Raw genomic sequence first — 15,210 nt, forward strand, 5'->3', positions numbered from 1 at the left:
GACATGGTCCCGCGTAGCCGTTTTCGTACTGCTTGTGGCGAGTTCTGGCCGCTGATGGTGCTTGCGGCCGCGGTTTTCGGGGTGCTGATGGTGTGCTCCGAGCGGTATGGCTTTCATCGCGACGAGTTCTATATCCGTGAATCCGGCCGGCATCTGGCGTGGGGTTATCCGGATCATCCGCCGCTGAGCCCTCTACTGGCTCGGATCACCGACCAGTTGGCGCCGGACTCGTTGCTGGCGCTGCGTATTCCCGCGGCGCTGGCGGCTGCCGTCACGATCGTGTTGATCGGTCTCATTGCCAGAGAATTCGGCGGTGACCGCCGCGCGCAATTCTTCGCCGCGGTGATCGCGGCGAGCTCGGCCCTGGTGTTGGTCTCCGGCCACATCCTGTCGACGGCGACGCTCGATATCGCCTTCGCCACCGCCCTCGTGTTCGTCGCCGCGCGACTGGTGCGTACCGGCGATCGACGCTTGTGGGCGATCGCCGGGATCGTGCTCGGTCTCGGTCTGCTCAACAGGGTGTTCCTCGCCGTGTATGCCGTGATTGTCCTCGGCGCCGTTGTCGCCATGGGGCCACGGAAGGTACTGCGCGGCCGGTGGTTGCCGGTCGGGGTGGTGTTGGCGGTGGTGATCGCGGCACCGACGGTTGTCTGGCAGGCCCGCAACGGGTGGCCGCAGTGGCAGATGGCGACCGAGATCAGTGCCGACAACAGCCGCTGGGAGCTGGTGGCCTACCAGATCGTGATCGTCGGCCCGCTGCTGCTGCCGGTGTGGATCGCCGGCCTGTGGTGGCTGCTGAAACGGCCCGGGGTGCGCTGTTTCGGTGTCGCGTTCCTCACTCTGCTGGGACTACTTCTGGTCACCAGCGGTCAGCAGCACTATCTGGTCGACGCCTACCCGCCATTACTGGCCGCGGCCGGTGTCGCCGCCTCGCAGTGGGTTGCTGCCGGTGGTCGACAACTACGCACACTGGCAGTGAGCCTGCTGGTTGCCGTGTCGGCCGCGATCGCAGCGGTGTTCTCGCTGCCGATACTGCCGGTATCGGTGCTCGCGGACACCCCGGTGGTCGGTGTGAACGGGGAAATCGGTGAACAGATCGGTTGGCCGGAGATGGGTCGCACAGTCGCCGACGTCGTTGATCGACTACCAATCGACGTGCGCACCGAAACTGTTGTGGTGGCAGATAATTACGGTCAGGCCGGGGCGATCGCGCAGTTCGGTCCTGCCTTCTCCGCCCAGGACACGCGATTTCCGCCTATCTACAGTGGGCATCAGGCGTATGGCTGGTGGGGGCCTCCGCCCGAGCGCTACACAACGGTCGTCGTCATGGGTACCGATGCACCCTCGATAGTCCCGGCGTGGACCGAGCAGGCTTGCGGTCGGGTCACCGAGGTCGCCGTCGTGCACAACGAATACGGCATCGAGAATCAGGAGAACGGCACCCGAGTCTTCCTTTGTCAGGACCTGACGATGTCGTGGGCGCAGCTGTGGCTCTCGATTCGTCGCATCGGGCCGGCCGATATTCCAGAATCCCGTCCCGGGTAATGGGATAGCGCGATGTTCGACCCTTATCTCGCCCGGTCGAACTCGCGGAACTCATGGCCGCGCGGGCATGGATCGCTGAGCAGGAGGGACTGACCGGAACCGGTGAGGCTGCCTGATGGCTACCCACAGCGGTTGCCCAGAATTCCCGCACGAAACGACCCTGAATACAGGGGCCGAGAAACTGTCCCGATTATCGATGCAGGTCGCGTCGGAGTGCATCGGAGTTACACCCAGCACACAACGCGGTGCGACGTGAACGCCTCGTCGTAGATGATATTCGTCGTGCTAAACATGTGCATGAGAAATTTCAAGATCGCAACTGCGGTAACAGGGCTCGCCGCAGCGATGATGATGCTGGCGGTACCCGGCACCGCTGCCGCCGCCGATTCGGCGAATGTCACCGGAGGGCGCGAGAAGATCACTGTGTCGGCAGAGTCCGACTACCAGTGCTGGAGTGCATACGCCCTGATCGACGGTGAGCTTCAGGTGCCACTCGCCAATGCCGAAAATCCGCAATTCGTCCTCACCGATGTCGCACCCGGCAGCCGCCACGTCATGGTGGTCTTGCAAGTCGCCGAGGGTGCGCACTGCCTCGACAATCCGCACGGGATCGAGGTCTTCAACGGACAAGTCGAGGTCACCGCATCCAACCCCGTCCTCGATCTCATCGAAACCGGCAGCGGTTAGGTCGGTCTCCCGATTGCTGGTTCCGACACGGGTACGGACGACGGCGCAGATCAATCCATCATCGCTGATTTGCGCCGCGGGTAGGTGCTCAGGCCACTCCCTCGACAATCTCAGCGCCCCCACCGGCGGATCGAAAAGTACGGCCAGGCCGCCGACGGATATGCTCCGGTTTCCGGCCGGTAGCGGCCAAGGCCTCATCCAGTACGTCGACAAGCTGATCAGCGGTGCGCGACCGGAACGCGGTGACCGCCAGTGCTTCGCGAGTGAACTCGTCCACGATGTCGAGAAATCGGATCTGACGTCCGCCGTTGTGGGCGTGGAAGTTCAGGCTTCAGGTGAGTCCGGGTGGAAGAATCCGGTTGTACGTCGCCACGGGCGGTAGGGCAGCGCGTGGCGTGATATTTCGAGAAAGGACCTCATGCAGGCATCGAAGATCCTCGGTTTCCTCACCGTGCTCGTTGCGGTGCCGGTCATGTTGGCAGCATCGACGGGCGTCGCTGCCGCCGATGCGACCGCGACAGTCACTGCGGGCAAGAAGTGGATTGTGGTCTCGGTGACCACCACCGGCGGAGACCTGCCGGAATGGTGCCGGGTCGATCCCTATTTCGGTACGCCACAAACCGTCAGCCTGGAGGTCGCGCCGTCGGGGAACCTCTTCGTCGACAACGTACCGCCGGGGCCGAGGAAGGTATCGGTATGGTGCCCGAACGGGGGCGCGAGCGTGCACGACGTGGTTGTTCAGGCATGAGCCGGGTGGTCCGCTCCTGCACTCGCGGCGTTGCCGGCAACTGCCCGAAGGCTGTTCTGGTGGCCGGCCGACGGACCGGGGACCCGGCGTCATGACCGATAGCACCCTCAGTTGCGGTTCCTCGGATATCTACCTGGTTGCCGGCGAGTGCTACCGCGGCCCCAGGTCGTGCGGCCCCCTGGAACGCGAGAACCGGGTGAAACCGCCCGGTGTGCCGCTGGAACTGCCGGAAGGCCCCTGGCCGCACTGAGCACACCGAGCACCCGATCAACTGGCCCGATCTGACGCTGGTACTGGATGCTGGACGCCTGAAACCGTGATCAGCACGAGAATTGGCCGGGAGCTATCCCGGAACTCGGGCGTCGCCCGGGGCGGACCCCGTTTCGCTGCCTGGGGATAGGGCTTCGCCTCGTGCCGAGCGGCGTTGTCGCCCGGGATCGCGGACCGGGCGAAGTCCGATCCCCAGGGGTGTTCTCGGGGCGCGTCGGGTACACGTCTTGGCGGGTTCGCTCGTTGCGTTCCGAGGTACTGCCGCGCCTCTGCGGGCCTTGCCGCCGATGACTGCACCGGGCAGGTGGATCCTCGCGTTCTACCGGCGTTGGCGCAGGGTTCGCGACCTGACCAGAGCGGTGTAGAGGCTGTCGGCGGCGACGGTGGCCGTGTGTTCGCCACTTCGCAGCCCGCCGGCGCGCTGTTTCGGTGGGGTCGGGTGGCCATAGCATTCACTGAAAATCGGGCAGATATAGCGGAGCTGCCAACTAGGAAAGGGTTTTCGCGCTCAGCATGCGCGTGGCGCTGGCTGGGGGAGCGCGCCGCACACATGTCGGGAGCCATAGGTGGCGTACCAGATGTCTTGTGTCACAGACGCGCTAGTGATCGAGCACCGTTTCGTATCGAGGCGTAACGAAATGGTCTACTCCTCGATTGTCCCTGCGAGGGCGGGGATAAGCGAACAGGAGAGATTCATGCGAAGAGTATTTGTGGTGGCTGCACTGGTGGCAGCGGCCGTGGGCCTCACCGCCTGCGACAGCGCGGTCGACCAGAGAGGAGCGCCGGTCACCACGTCGGCACCGAGCCTGCACGCCATCACGTCCGGCCAGCAGACCGCCGGACCGGCATCGGCGCCGGTGTCCGGTTCGGCACCAGCGCCTGTTACGGCGTCGGCGAATGCCTCGGAGACCTCCGCTCCTACCAATGGTGGCTTCACCGACGTCGACGCGAGTAAGTATCAGATCGACGGCAGCTATTTCTTCCAGTCACCTTCCGGGAACATCAAATGCGGCATCCTCGCCTCGGCGCCTTACGGTGTCGGCTGCCAGCTGGCGAAAGCGACCATCGTTACGCCGGAACTGCCGAACTGTACTGATGCGCCGGATCGTAAGGTCGCTGCGCACCTCTATGAGGGCAAGTCGGAGTTCCTGTGCACCAGCCAGGGCATCTTCGTCGGTATTTCGCCGGACGGCTTGCCTGCCGGTGGCGCGGTGCTGAACTACGGCGAGTCCCTGACTGCCAACGGCTACACGTGCAGTTCGTCCTCGCAGGGTGTCCGTTGTGTCGCGGGCGGCCACGGTTTCGCCATCGCCGCCGAAAACCAGCACATCTTCTGAGTGCGAAAAGGCCGGGGCAGCAGCAGAATCGTTCTGCCCGGCGGCCGGTGCGCTGCTGTGCGAACTGTTCCAGCTCGACATAGAGGAGGATCTGGACCTGGCCGCACGTAGCGCCCTGGTGCAGTCCAAGGGCGCGAACACTCACCCGCCGCCGCGGGCTCGCCCACCACGAACACGTCCCCGAAACGTGTACTGGGGGTATGGGGGTAGAGGCAGTTTTACTACCGGAACCCCGAAGTGCCGCAGATTTTCGCGGACCGCCCGCGGGGAGCCGAGGCTGGTGCCGCCATGGCCGGGCTCGGCGACGAACATGCCGACGCTTTGCGTACCGAATTCGGCGAACCGGTTGTTGTTCTCGGTGTGTCCTCCGGTGGTTCGATCGCCCTGCAGCTAGCAGCCGATCATCCCGATGTGGTGCGCAAACTCGGTGTGGTGTTGGCGGTGTGCCAGTTTGATCCGCTGGTTCAGCCGACGGCATCCCGGCCACGCGTCTGATCTTGTACCCGCGCACCTGCCATCTCGGCACTCTCTCGTATCCGCATTTCGTGGGCGACGTCGTTCGATTCCTAGGCGATTCGGAGCTCTAGCTGTGATGTCGAGGGCCTCCAGACCAGCCTCGCCGGCGCGCAAAACAAGCTGGACCACCTCGATGCTGAAGCAGCCCGCCGCTCCTCCGCAGTCGGCCTCGGCATGCCGGCCTTCGCCGACATCGCCAACCGCACCACCACTACATCGACGGGCCAGCACCGTCCCTGAAATCCGTGGTCGCCACGAAGCTGAACTGGCTACGCTCCAACCCATGCGAACTGTCTTCGTGTTTCCCACCGGTGAGCGAGCTGAGGCCGTCGCCTCGCTCGATCGGCATCTGCCTGGGCAGCGGGATCCGTGGACTCTGGACGGCAACCTCTACATCGGCATCGACGATGAGCAGACCGGCCACCTCTTCTCCGACTGGGATCCCGAGGATGTGACTCTCCTCGAAGCGGCCATCGGACATCACCCCACTTGGGCGGTGCAGATCGACACCTCCGGGCGGATCGACGGCACCGCAGAGGTCCACCAAATGGTCGCTCTGCTGCTCGAGCATGGAGGTGTGGCAACGGACGACTACACCACTCACCCGTGGACCCTGCCGGAAATCCTGTCTGGAACGGTGATCGACGGCCTGCGCTTCTTCGACTTTCGCGGCTACCACGAACTCAACCACGAACACGGGCGCTCCTGACTCGATCGCCTCACCGGCGCAAGTTCAGAGAAGCAGCTGTGATCGTGCTGACAGCTGGTGCCGTATGCTCGGCCGCATTCCCCAACCGCGAACCGCTGCGATCGGATAAGTCGACGGTTCATTGCGCTTGGTCGATTTCTGGAGTTTCTCCGTTGTGTCGCTGGCGAAGAGGTCAGCGTTGCCGGGATCGGGTGGTGTCGACTTTTCCCTGGTTTCCGGCCGGAGGGACAGCAATCAGCGGGAGCCGTACAATCCGAACCCGGAGCTCCACCGGCTCGCTGCCCCGGCAAGGCGGCCAAGTGATTTCATCGGTGCGACGGGCACGTCGTCTGCTGTGGTGGGGGCATAGATCGATCGGGCGAGCGCCTGCTTTGCTCGGCGTGTGCTCGCGATTATGGTGGCGTCGAAACCGGTGCCGGTCGGTCGCTGTGGCACCTGATCCAGGTCGTCGAGTATCGTCCAGCCCGATCCGAGTTCTGTGAGCGAACGGTGCTTGGTGGCGTAGAAATCGGAACTGATTGGGATCGCCACTCCGTTCGCGCCCGCCGTTGCCGCGACCAGGTGCATGTGGAATCGTGTCGACAGCCAGGTCTGTCCTGGCGAGACCGGCAGCCCGCGTTCCCATATCTCGACGAATGGATAGAACCGTGCGCCTGGGAGTTGATGCTCGATCAGGTCGAACACCCGACGGTCCACGCCCGGGATGGCTTCGACCACCCCGACCCGTTCGGGCGGGATCCGCCAGGCGTGCAGAATCCGCAAGACGCTCGCGGCGAGCGCATTGATGTCCATGTCGAGCAGGTCGCTCTGCAGGCACAACATGACATCGCGCGGGTTCTCCTCGTCTCTGCGGATGGCCGGCTGCGCCAGAAAGGCATCGTCGGCGCCCAGCTCGATCCCGGACAGCTCTGCGGACCTCCGATCCCGGACCTCGGTGATCGCGAACTCGGCGCTCGTGGCCTGCACCAGCTGCGACGTCCCTGCCGGCTCCGGGAAGAGCCCGAGTCCGGTGGCCGCGCACCGTGCGCCGGACGTGCAGCCGACCGCGGCCGCGCCCGCCAGCAGCCCGATATGTCGCGGCCAGATCCGGTTGATGTATCCGCCGCCGAGGAGATGTATCACGTCGGCGCGATGCAGCAACGCGATACCGCGATCCCATCGCGGGGCCAGGCCGGGATCGCTGACCGCTCGCCGCACCCAGGCGGCTACCTGCCACGGGTCGTCCGTCGGTGCTTCCCAGCACAGTCGCCACAGCGTATCGGTGAATCGCACTCGCGGATGCAAGTCGCCGAGCAGAACCTGCGCCGGTCCCGGTGAGTGTGTATCGACCCATACGGTCGCATCGGGCGCGATGTCGGCGAGATGACGCAACCAACCGGCGGTGATGAGTTCATCTCCGTAGTTCGGATGGCCCGCTGGGCCGACCAAGTAGTAGAGCGATGATGGGGCGGGCATTGCGGTTTCCGATCGCGCGAGGAGAACTCCGGTCATGATATCCCGGCTGGGTACACATGCATGACGCCCGCGATCGGCGGGCGTACCGCAGTGCCACGGTGAACCTCCTTGTTGCGAGGGAACTCCCCATACGGGCCCGGTCGTGTACTCGTCGAGCGCCTGCTCGGTGAGAAGCCGATCCGCAGTGTGTCGGCTGGTCCTCCGAGCAGAATCCCGCGTATCCCCGTCGGCGGCACCGAGCATCTCGCGTTGTCGCCGGTGTTCTGGTCCGACATCGATCTCTACGGGCGTTCCGGCTCGATACGAACGCCTGGCCGGTCTCGCGAGTTGGGAACGGGTCACCCGCCACCGTCCCCGGCAAGGTCCGCCGCATCGATATCCACGATCTTCCACCGCTGCCGACCTACGTCCACGGCAATGTCGTGCTCATCGGTGACGCTGCGCACGCTATGAGTCCCGACCGCAGCCAAGGCGCGCGTCAAACCCTCGAGGACGCGGTGGTCCTCGACGCCTCCCTCGCCGCCACCGACAACCTCGACACGGCTCTGGCCCGGTTCGACCGGGAACGCAGGCCACGCACACAACCAGTCGTCCGCAACGCGCGCCGCGCCGGACAGCAGATGGTGCACGGTAACCGGGCTGCGCACCACCTGACCCGACTCGCACAGCGAGCTACCCCCGCACCGCCGTGGCGGCGACTCTCACCGCACCGGACAGTAACCCCATCTGGGCGTGGCAACCACCGGCTCTGCCGATCTCGCCCATCCGGTGAACTCGGGCGGGCCTCGGCAGGTCCGTTCACTGCCTGCAATTCTGGTACTGACCCTGCAGGAAATACGTTTGTATTGTTTGCCATACAAGCGTATTGTTCGAGTATGGATTCGGTATTCGGCGCCCAGGAGCGCGCCCCGGAGGATTTGACGGCACGGGCCCGGATCAGAGACGCCGCAATGGAGCAGTTCGCCGAACACGGTGTCAAAGGCGCCACGATGCGAGGGATCGCGGAAGCAGCCGGTGTGTCACTCGGGCTCGTGCAGCACCACTTCCGGACCAAGGACGCGCTGCGGCAAGCCTGCGACGATGTCATCGTCGCGAAGTTCCGCCGGGAGCTCACCCGTAGCGCCGCCGAAGACACCCTCGGCACACCGGGCCTGATGACCGACCTCTACACGACCAGCGGACCATTACTGCGCTATCTCGCACGGGCAATGATCGACGGATCGGCCGCAGCGGCCGAGGTATTCGACGAACTCACCGCCGGCGCCGAAGAATTCCTCAGCCACACCTGGCCGGACCGCTTCCCGCCGGGCACGGCACGGGTCCGCGACGCAGCCTCGGTGATGGCCGCCATGCACAGCGGCACAGTCGTACTCCACGATCACCTCGCCAGGCGATTCGGCATCGACCCACTCGACAGTGCACACGCGACCCGCATCGGGACGGCGATGCTGGACCTCTACGCCGCCATGGGTGAATTCGCCATCTCACCCACCGCCCAACGAATCCGGGAATCCACCGCGACATATCACGACAACCTCGGCCACCACCCCGGAGAGCAGCAATGACAACGCAATCCCTCGACCGCCTCACACCTCTGGCGAAAACCCTGCTGATCACGCTGAAAGGCCGAGCCCTCGACAGCGCGGAGAAGAAACCCATCCTGGGCGACGACCTGGCAGCCGACCTCATCCGCCGGCTCGACTACGACCTCGACACGGTCAAGCTGACACTCGGCGTTCCGGCCGCGATCGCGATCCGCAGCAGCATGCTCGACCGAGCCGTTCGCAACTACATACACGATCACCCCGACGCCGTGGTCGTCGAACTCGGCTGCGGCCTCGAGACCCGCATGAACCGCCTCGATCCACCCGACACCGTCGACTGGTACGACATCGACTTCCCCGACGTCATCGAACTACGGAAAACCCTGCTACCGCAGCGAACCAACGCCCACCACATCGGCATCTCGCTACTCGACCCCAACTGGACCGGCACGATCCCCGCCGACCGCCCGACTGTCCTCGTTGCCGACGGCGTGCTCGGATTCCTCACCGAATCCGACAACAGACAGATACTCACCCACATCACCGATCACTTCACCGGCAGCGGCGAACTCGTCTTCAACGCCTACACCAAACTTGCCGCCCGCATGAACGGCCGCTACACGAAGGTCGTGGGCATGCCCGCCGACTACCGCGGTTTTGGAATCAGCGAGCCACGCGACGTTGTTGCTCTCAATCCCGGACTCACCTTCGTCGAAGAGCAATTCGGAGACGCCTCCCCGGAAGTCGGGCAACTCAACATCAGCTACCGTCTTCTCGCCGCGCTGTTCGCCCGCTGGCGAGCCCAAGCCCGCCGTGGTGTCTGGGTGGTTCGCTACCGCTTCTGACCCGACGCCGACTCCTCGGGTTCCGTTGGTTGAGGTGTGGTTCCAGGGCAGCCACGGTGACGCACTATCCCGCGGGGTCGGTAGCCACCGACCCGGGCGCTGTACGGGGATTGGTCTCCCGGCGACCGGTGTGAAGGCCAAGGGGTACGCGACGGCCCGAGCCGGATGTTCGCCGAACGGCTCTGCGCTATCAGCAATCTCGATGTGCCGCGATCGGGGGCGGAGTAGCCGGTTGGCGCCCATAAGCGTGGTCGGGTAAGGGCACCTCTCCGGGGTAGGCGATGCTCAGGCCGGATACGCGCTCGGCGAGTTGCTTCGGCAGGCCCGCCGCGGTAGCCACGACCCAGATCGGTCTCGCCGAATGGCCTGTCCCTCTGGCGGGTACGCGGTCATCGCCCCTCCAGGTCCGCATAAAGTAGTGATGTCGAGAGAGTACTTGTGCGATCGGCGTCACCGCGCCTGGTTGCCGGAGCGAAAGGGGGACACGGTGGACTTTCTGCCATTGGTCACCGACCGCGGCGAGCGGATCGACTTCCTGATGATGGGACTCGGCTGGGACCCTGCGCAGCGCAGACTGATCCGGCACCGGGAGATCGACCTGAACGCGACGGCACTGCTCTTCGACGGGCAGCAGCTGGTCGATGCGGTGTATCACGAGCAGTTGACCTCCCAGGACGGCTCCGTGCGGCATCTCGGTGACAGCGTCACCGGCGACGGCAAAGGCGACAACGAGATCATCTCGATCGATATCACCCGCGTTCCGGCAGTCGTCGACCGGATCATCCTGCTGGTCACCTGTTACACGGGCCAGACCTTCGCCGAAATCGAGAATCCATTCTGCCGGTTGGTGGATGCGCGCGACGGGACCGAACTGCTGCGGCACGACCTGAGCCCGTACGCCACCAGCGGTTTCGTCCTAGCCGTGCTGGTTCGTGGCGAGCACGGATGGCAGCTACGTGAAGTGGCGGACACGGTCAACGCCCAGCACCCGGTGGAAGCAGTGCCTCAGATGGGCAAGTATCTGACCTGAGCGCGCCGGGCCCTCAACCGTCCTCCGCGCGGCCCCGTGTGTTCGGATAGAAGGACGCCTCACATGGGTGTTTGCGCGCAGATCCTGCCGATCGAGTGGGACGGTATTCGGCTTGGGAGCTAACACCCTAGGGCACGAACCTGCGACCGGTGACCTGCTGTTTTGCTCATGTCCCAGTCTTCGCCTCTTATCGAATTGGGCATGAACTGCGCAAATGGCGCGCAGATCGGTGCCCTCGGCAGGACACACAAAACATGGGCAACCAGAAAACGCCTGGTCATCGTGGGTGATTATCGAATCCAGGCATCGTGATCTGCCTGTACCCGGTCGTCCGTAGCTCCTATCTTCATCGATACCTGTGCGGAGACATCGAAGACGGGAAGAGTAGACGACCTGGGAATTTACTCTGGTCGGCGGGTTGTCGGAACAGGGTCCGCGCCGACTTGACCGAAGGTGCGGGTTCGGGGTCGGTTCACGGGGAATGGATCAGATGGACTCGGCCTGGTCGTTGAGTTCGGCGATTGTCGCTCGGTTCACCATCGGTTCCGGTTCGGCGAGTTCGAGATGTTGCGGTACCTGTCCGAGCGGCTTCAAACCACGGGCAGCGATCACCGATCGCTCACCTTCGGCGGCCACATCACCGAAACCGGCGTCGACTACTACAGCCTGGCCGGCAACCGCGCCAGACGCAGCTGAAGCGAGGGCGAACGCGCAGGCTACTCGTTTGAACCGGCGTGTTCTCGATCTCTGCAGCTTCCCGGGAAGATGCGGTGATCTGCCGAGGCGATACCCGCAACGACGCGACCCGAAACCGCGCATGCTCGACCTTTCGATCAGGCTTCGGCTCGAGACTGTGCTCGGCGAAACCACGTAGGGTCGGGTAATGAGCATCGAGTGTTCGGCCGTGGTCGCGGCGCCTCGCTCCGAGGTGTTCGCGTGGTTCGCGCGTCCGGGGGCATTCGCGCGGCTCGCACCACCATGGCAGCCGGTGTCGTTGCTCGCCGAGGCCGATTCGCTCGCCGATGGGCGCGCGGTGCTCGGTTTGCCTGCGCGCTTGCGCTGGGTAGCCCGGCACGAAGCCGGTGAATACGACCCGCCGCACCGGTTTGTCGACGGGATCACCGCCGACGGTCCGGCCTCGGTGCCCGTGTCTGCTGTTTTGTCGTGGCGGCATACTCACGAATTCGAGGAGGTGGACCCCGCGCACACTCGGATCGTGGACCGAGTGCAGACGTGGGTGCCTGCCGCGATGCTGCGTCCGATGTTCGCCTACCGGTACCGGCAGCTCGAAGCCGACCTGGCAGCACATGCGCGCGCGGCCGATCACGGGCTAGGCGCGATCACGGTCGCGCTGACAGGTGCCTCCGGCTTGATCGGGTCGGCGTTGGCGGCCTTTCTCAGCTCGGGCGGGCATACCGTGATCCGCCTGGTGCGCGGCGAGCCACGTGATTGCGGGGAGCGGCGCTGGGATCCGGCCGATCCCGCCACTGATCTGCTCGACGGCGTGGACGCGGTTGTTCATTTGGCAGGGGCGCCGATCGCCGGCCGGTTCACCGAGGAGCACAAGAAAGCGATCGCCGGCAGCCGGATCTCGCCGACACGGAAATTGGCCGAACTCAGTGCGAAGGCCGGCGTGGCGGTGTTTGTCAGCGCCTCGGCCATCGGCTACTACGGATACGACCGCGACGAGGAAACCCTCACAGAACAGTCATCGCGCGGCACCGGATTTCTGGCCGATGTCGTCGCCGACTGGGAGGGCGCGGCGGCTGCCGCTTCCGGCACCACTCGCGTGGTGTCGGTACGTACCGGGATCGTGCAATCGCCGCGAGGCGGGACCCTACGGTTGCTGCGCCCACTGTTCAGCGCTGGACTCGGTGGCCGCATCGGTTCCGGGCGTCAGTGGATGTCCTGGATAGGGATCGACGATCTCGTCGATGTTTATCACCGCACGTTGTGGGACGTTCAGTTGCAGGGTCCGATCAACGCGGTGGCACCGCGACCGGTGCGCAATATCGAGTACACGCATACATTGGGCCGCGTCCTGCGGCGGCCAACGGTCCTCGCCGTGCCAGAGTTGGGCCCTTCCGTGCTGCTCGGCCGTTCGGGTGCTCGCGAACTCGCTACCGCCAGTCAGCGAGTCGTGCCGGATCGACTCGGCCGTGCCGGCCACGAATTCCGCGACCCCGATCTGGAATCGGCGCTGCGCCACGTTCTCGGCCGCACCTCCGAGTCGTCACGGTTGCACGTCGAGGGCTGATCGTGGTTGCACATAGCGACCCACACGGACGGGCAAAGTCCCCCGATCGTCCGATGACCGACCCGCGGGACGGACACGAAGTTCGCCGAACGCCACCTCGACACCGCCGTATGCATCATTTCTGCATCTCTATTTCTGTCCCGGTCGTCTAACCACTGCCGGTGGTGTCCGTCATGACCCGCGTGGCGTTGTGATCCGGTCGACCGCCTCGCCGAGCTTGTCGAGGCGGTACGCGAACTCCGGCAAGATCGCCGAATCCCAGCCCGGTCCACCGACGAAGATTCGGGAACCGGCGACGTGACAGGCACGTACCGCAGAGGTCAGCGCGGTGGACTCCTGCTGTGACCAGAGCACGGCGTCAGGCCGCCGATCATTGCGGGTGAGTGCGGCCGCGACAGCGTCGGTGGGTACATCGGCACCGAGCATCAACGCGCCGACATTGCGCTCGGCGAGACCGGCGCGCAGGGCTTCCAGCGGTAGCGCGTGGGTTTCGCCGCTGGTGCACGCCAGCACGACCGCATGGTTGTCCGCCGGAACGGGTGCCGGTGTATGGCGATGCAGCGCAACGGTGATCGACCAGGACAGCAAGTGCTCCACGTCGATGCAGCTTTCGCCGCCGAGCTGGCGTGTGACGACGGCCGCGAAGGCGGGGCGACACAGGAGATCCCACGTATCGACGACTCCGTATGCCTGCAGGTGCGCGGCCAGCAGAGCGGAGGTGGTTCGCGTGTCGAGCGCGAACGCGGCGTTCAGTAGTGGCTCCCACTCTCCGAGCGCGGGGGTGGGCGATGTGGCGGTCACCGCGGCGGCTGCTCCGGCCGGACTCGCGCCCGCGCGGATAAGGCTGAGCATCTGCTCGAGTGCCGCGATATCGGATGCGGTGTAGAGACGGTGCCGGCCCGGCCGGTGCTGGGTCGGGCCGATAGCGTAGCGGCGATTCCAGCTGCGCAATGTCGCGGTCGGAATGCCGAGTCGGTCGGCTACCGCGCGGACCGTATATCCGGCCGCGTCGGAAAGGGGAGCTTGACCGGCGGGCATCAGTCCATTGTGCCCGGTCCGGACGCCGGTTCACCAAGCGCCCGGACCGCTGTGTGCTGTGGGCCGCCTTCTGGAGCGCAACGATGAAGACCCGTCCGAGGCCATGAGGCTCGGATACGGGCCGTCCTCCCTGGGCACGCGACCGATAAATTCCCATGAATCGATTACGCATCGTGTTCTGTTGACGTAGAGCCCCGAGCCAGGTAACCGAGATTCGAGAAGTACCGGGTGTTCTCACATACAAGTTCTGCCTTCGACGAGTCGCGCCGCCGATGGGGACAGCGATTGGCTGCGTTCGGGGTGGCCTCGGCCGCTGTCGTGGTTTCTGTCGCGACCTCCGGCGGAGCGGGCGCGACGCCCGGCCGTGTTTCCGTTACCGGGCCGGCCCCGGTGGAGAAAATTGGAGCTGACCCGCTATCTGGGGACCTGGCATCAACACCGGCCGTCGCGCGAGAACATCAACCACGCCACATACCCGGCACCGATTATCGAGTGCGCAGGTATGTGGCGGTGGCCGGCGGGGTGCGTTAGCTGGTGGGAGGCGTCAGGACGCCGTCGATCAGGTAAACGGTGGCGTTCGCGGTTTCGACACCGCCGCAGAGCACTGTCGCCTCGTTGACGGTGATCTGGTCGCCGGTTCCTGTCACCGTCACCTCGGAGCCCTCGACTGTCTGGTGTGTGCCGGCGACCGCATCGGGTGACATACGACCCGGTACGACGTGGTAGGTGAGAATGCTGGTCAGCATGTCCGAGTCCGTTTTCAGCGTTTCGAGCGTGGCGGGATCGAGCGCGGCGAAAGCATCGTCCACCGGCGCGAAAACGGTGAACTCGCCGCTGTTGAGCGTGTCGACGAGGTTCACCTGCGGATTGAGCTGACCGGATACCGCGGAGGTGAGTGTGGTCAGCAGGGGATTGTTCGCGGCCGCTGTCGCCACGGGTTCCTGCGCCATCGAATCGATCGAGCCGGGCCCACTCGGTACCTGCTCGGCGTACGCTGCGCACCCGGCGCCGACCGGCCCGGCCATGGCACCGTCATCCTGCGCCGGCATCGTGGGCGAGGACGTGGTCATAGCGGGTGGAGACTCGCCGTTGCCTGATTCGTCGGTGTCGGTACACGCCGAGCCGGCGATAGCCATCGCCGACAGTACTGCGATCAGCGCCGCGGAGTGCTTTCGGATTCTCATGTCGTGCCTTCCTGTCAAGAACGGAGCCTGTACGTGCCGACGGCT

Annotated in this window: 15 protein-coding genes; 11 read left to right on the forward strand and 4 right to left on the reverse strand. The window is 65.0% G+C overall.

From position 1 onward, the window contains the following. Positions 1–3 precede the first annotated feature (3 nt). From ON22_RS03525 to ON22_RS03555, 7 genes are all read left to right on the forward strand, one after another. The gene (locus ON22_RS03525) at positions 4–1,545 is read left to right on the forward strand and encodes an ArnT family glycosyltransferase (protein WP_081595296.1); all 1,542 of its coding nucleotides are present in this window, start codon (positions 4–6) and stop codon (positions 1,543–1,545) included. A gap of 297 nt (positions 1,546–1,842) precedes the next feature. Beyond that, entirely contained in the window at positions 1,843–2,232 is a 390-nt protein-coding gene (locus ON22_RS03530) for a hypothetical protein (protein ID WP_156052292.1), read from the forward strand. 418 nt (positions 2,233–2,650) lie between these two features. Then, positions 2,651–2,980 (forward strand): hypothetical protein, encoded by a 330-nt coding sequence (locus ON22_RS03540; RefSeq protein WP_051157115.1) that lies wholly within the window; start codon positions 2,651–2,653, stop codon positions 2,978–2,980. 91 nt (positions 2,981–3,071) lie between these two features. Next, a complete protein-coding gene (locus ON22_RS36495; protein WP_156052293.1) occupies positions 3,072–3,230 on the forward strand; it encodes a hypothetical protein in 159 nt (52 codons plus the stop codon). 733 nt (positions 3,231–3,963) lie between these two features. Next, a complete protein-coding gene (locus ON22_RS03545; RefSeq protein WP_051157116.1) occupies positions 3,964–4,587 on the forward strand; it encodes a hypothetical protein in 624 nt (207 codons plus the stop codon). Between the two features lie 237 nt (positions 4,588–4,824). Next, positions 4,825–5,082: an alpha/beta fold hydrolase gene (locus ON22_RS37360; protein ID WP_033244208.1), complete on the forward strand. Its 258-nt coding sequence runs from the start codon at positions 4,825–4,827 to the stop codon at positions 5,080–5,082. A 304-nt stretch (positions 5,083–5,386) separates the two neighbouring features. Beyond that, on the forward strand, positions 5,387–5,812 hold the full coding sequence (locus ON22_RS03555; protein WP_033244209.1) for a hypothetical protein: 426 nt from the start codon (positions 5,387–5,389) through the stop codon (positions 5,810–5,812). 234 nt (positions 5,813–6,046) lie between these two features. Here ON22_RS03555 and ON22_RS03560 read toward each other — a convergent pair whose 3' ends face one another. After that, a complete protein-coding gene (locus ON22_RS03560; RefSeq protein WP_063820526.1) occupies positions 6,047–7,267 on the reverse strand; it encodes a polysaccharide pyruvyl transferase family protein in 1,221 nt (406 codons plus the stop codon). A gap of 449 nt (positions 7,268–7,716) precedes the next feature. Here ON22_RS03560 and ON22_RS38715 point away from each other — a divergent pair, with 449 nt between their 5' ends. The 3 genes from ON22_RS38715 to ON22_RS03580 all read left to right on the forward strand — a co-directional run bounded on the left by ON22_RS38715 (position 7,717) and on the right by ON22_RS03580 (position 10,686). Then, a complete protein-coding gene (locus tag ON22_RS38715) occupies positions 7,717–8,832 on the forward strand; it encodes a TetR/AcrR family transcriptional regulator (RefSeq protein WP_506329730.1) in 1,116 nt (371 codons plus the stop codon). After that, positions 8,829–9,656 carry a class I SAM-dependent methyltransferase gene (locus ON22_RS03575; RefSeq protein WP_033244212.1) on the forward strand — a complete coding sequence of 276 codons (828 nt, stop codon included), beginning with the start codon at positions 8,829–8,831 and terminating at the stop codon, positions 9,654–9,656. The genes ON22_RS38715 and ON22_RS03575 overlap by 4 nt, the downstream gene beginning before the upstream one ends. 487 nt (positions 9,657–10,143) lie before the next feature. After that, a complete protein-coding gene (locus ON22_RS03580) occupies positions 10,144–10,686 on the forward strand; it encodes a TerD family protein (protein WP_231508563.1) in 543 nt (180 codons plus the stop codon). A gap of 486 nt (positions 10,687–11,172) precedes the next feature. Here the strand turns inward: ON22_RS03580 and ON22_RS37785 are convergent, their stop codons facing one another. Continuing rightward, positions 11,173–11,298 carry a hypothetical protein gene (locus ON22_RS37785; RefSeq protein ID WP_255218508.1) on the reverse strand — a complete coding sequence of 42 codons (126 nt, stop codon included), beginning with the start codon at positions 11,296–11,298 and terminating at the stop codon, positions 11,173–11,175. A gap of 271 nt (positions 11,299–11,569) precedes the next feature. Between ON22_RS37785 and ON22_RS03585 the strand changes: the two genes are divergently transcribed. Further along, the gene (locus ON22_RS03585; RefSeq protein WP_033244214.1) at positions 11,570–12,943 is read left to right on the forward strand and encodes a TIGR01777 family oxidoreductase; all 1,374 of its coding nucleotides are present in this window, start codon (positions 11,570–11,572) and stop codon (positions 12,941–12,943) included. Between the two features lie 171 nt (positions 12,944–13,114). Here the strand turns inward: ON22_RS03585 and ON22_RS03590 are convergent, their stop codons facing one another. Together ON22_RS03590 and ON22_RS03595 are read right to left on the reverse strand one after the other, a co-directional pair. Further along, entirely contained in the window at positions 13,115–13,981 is an 867-nt protein-coding gene (locus ON22_RS03590) for a MerR family transcriptional regulator (protein WP_033244215.1), read from the reverse strand. A 527-nt stretch (positions 13,982–14,508) separates the two neighbouring features. After that, positions 14,509–15,165, reverse strand: coding sequence for a fasciclin domain-containing protein (locus ON22_RS03595; RefSeq protein WP_033244216.1), 657 nt, complete (start codon positions 15,163–15,165; stop codon positions 14,509–14,511). Between the last annotated feature and the right edge of the window lie 45 nt (positions 15,166–15,210).

Source organism: Nocardia carnea NBRC 14403 (assembly GCF_000308515.1).
Classification (GTDB): Bacteria; Actinomycetota; Actinomycetes; order Mycobacteriales; family Mycobacteriaceae; genus Nocardia; species Nocardia carnea.

Coding starts and splice junctions, on each gene's coding strand:
- ON22_RS03525 (WP_081595296.1), top strand. CDS start 4: ATGGTCCCGCGTAGCCGTTTTCGTACTGCTTGTGGCGAGTTCTGGCCG.
- ON22_RS03530 (WP_156052292.1), top strand. CDS start 1,843: ATGAGAAATTTCAAGATCGCAACTGCGGTAACAGGGCTCGCCGCAGCG.
- ON22_RS03540 (WP_051157115.1), top strand. CDS start 2,651: ATGCAGGCATCGAAGATCCTCGGTTTCCTCACCGTGCTCGTTGCGGTG.
- ON22_RS36495 (WP_156052293.1), top strand. CDS start 3,072: ATGACCGATAGCACCCTCAGTTGCGGTTCCTCGGATATCTACCTGGTT.
- ON22_RS03555 (WP_033244209.1), top strand. CDS start 5,387: ATGCGAACTGTCTTCGTGTTTCCCACCGGTGAGCGAGCTGAGGCCGTC.
- ON22_RS03560 (WP_063820526.1), bottom strand. CDS start 7,267: ATGCCCGCCCCATCATCGCTCTACTACTTGGTCGGCCCAGCGGGCCAT.
- ON22_RS38715 (WP_506329730.1), top strand. CDS start 7,717: ATGAGTCCCGACCGCAGCCAAGGCGCGCGTCAAACCCTCGAGGACGCG.
- ON22_RS03575 (WP_033244212.1), top strand. CDS start 8,829: ATGACAACGCAATCCCTCGACCGCCTCACACCTCTGGCGAAAACCCTG.
- ON22_RS03585 (WP_033244214.1), top strand. CDS start 11,570: ATGAGCATCGAGTGTTCGGCCGTGGTCGCGGCGCCTCGCTCCGAGGTG.
- ON22_RS03590 (WP_033244215.1), bottom strand. CDS start 13,981: ATGCCCGCCGGTCAAGCTCCCCTTTCCGACGCGGCCGGATATACGGTC.
- ON22_RS03595 (WP_033244216.1), bottom strand. CDS start 15,165: ATGAGAATCCGAAAGCACTCCGCGGCGCTGATCGCAGTACTGTCGGCG.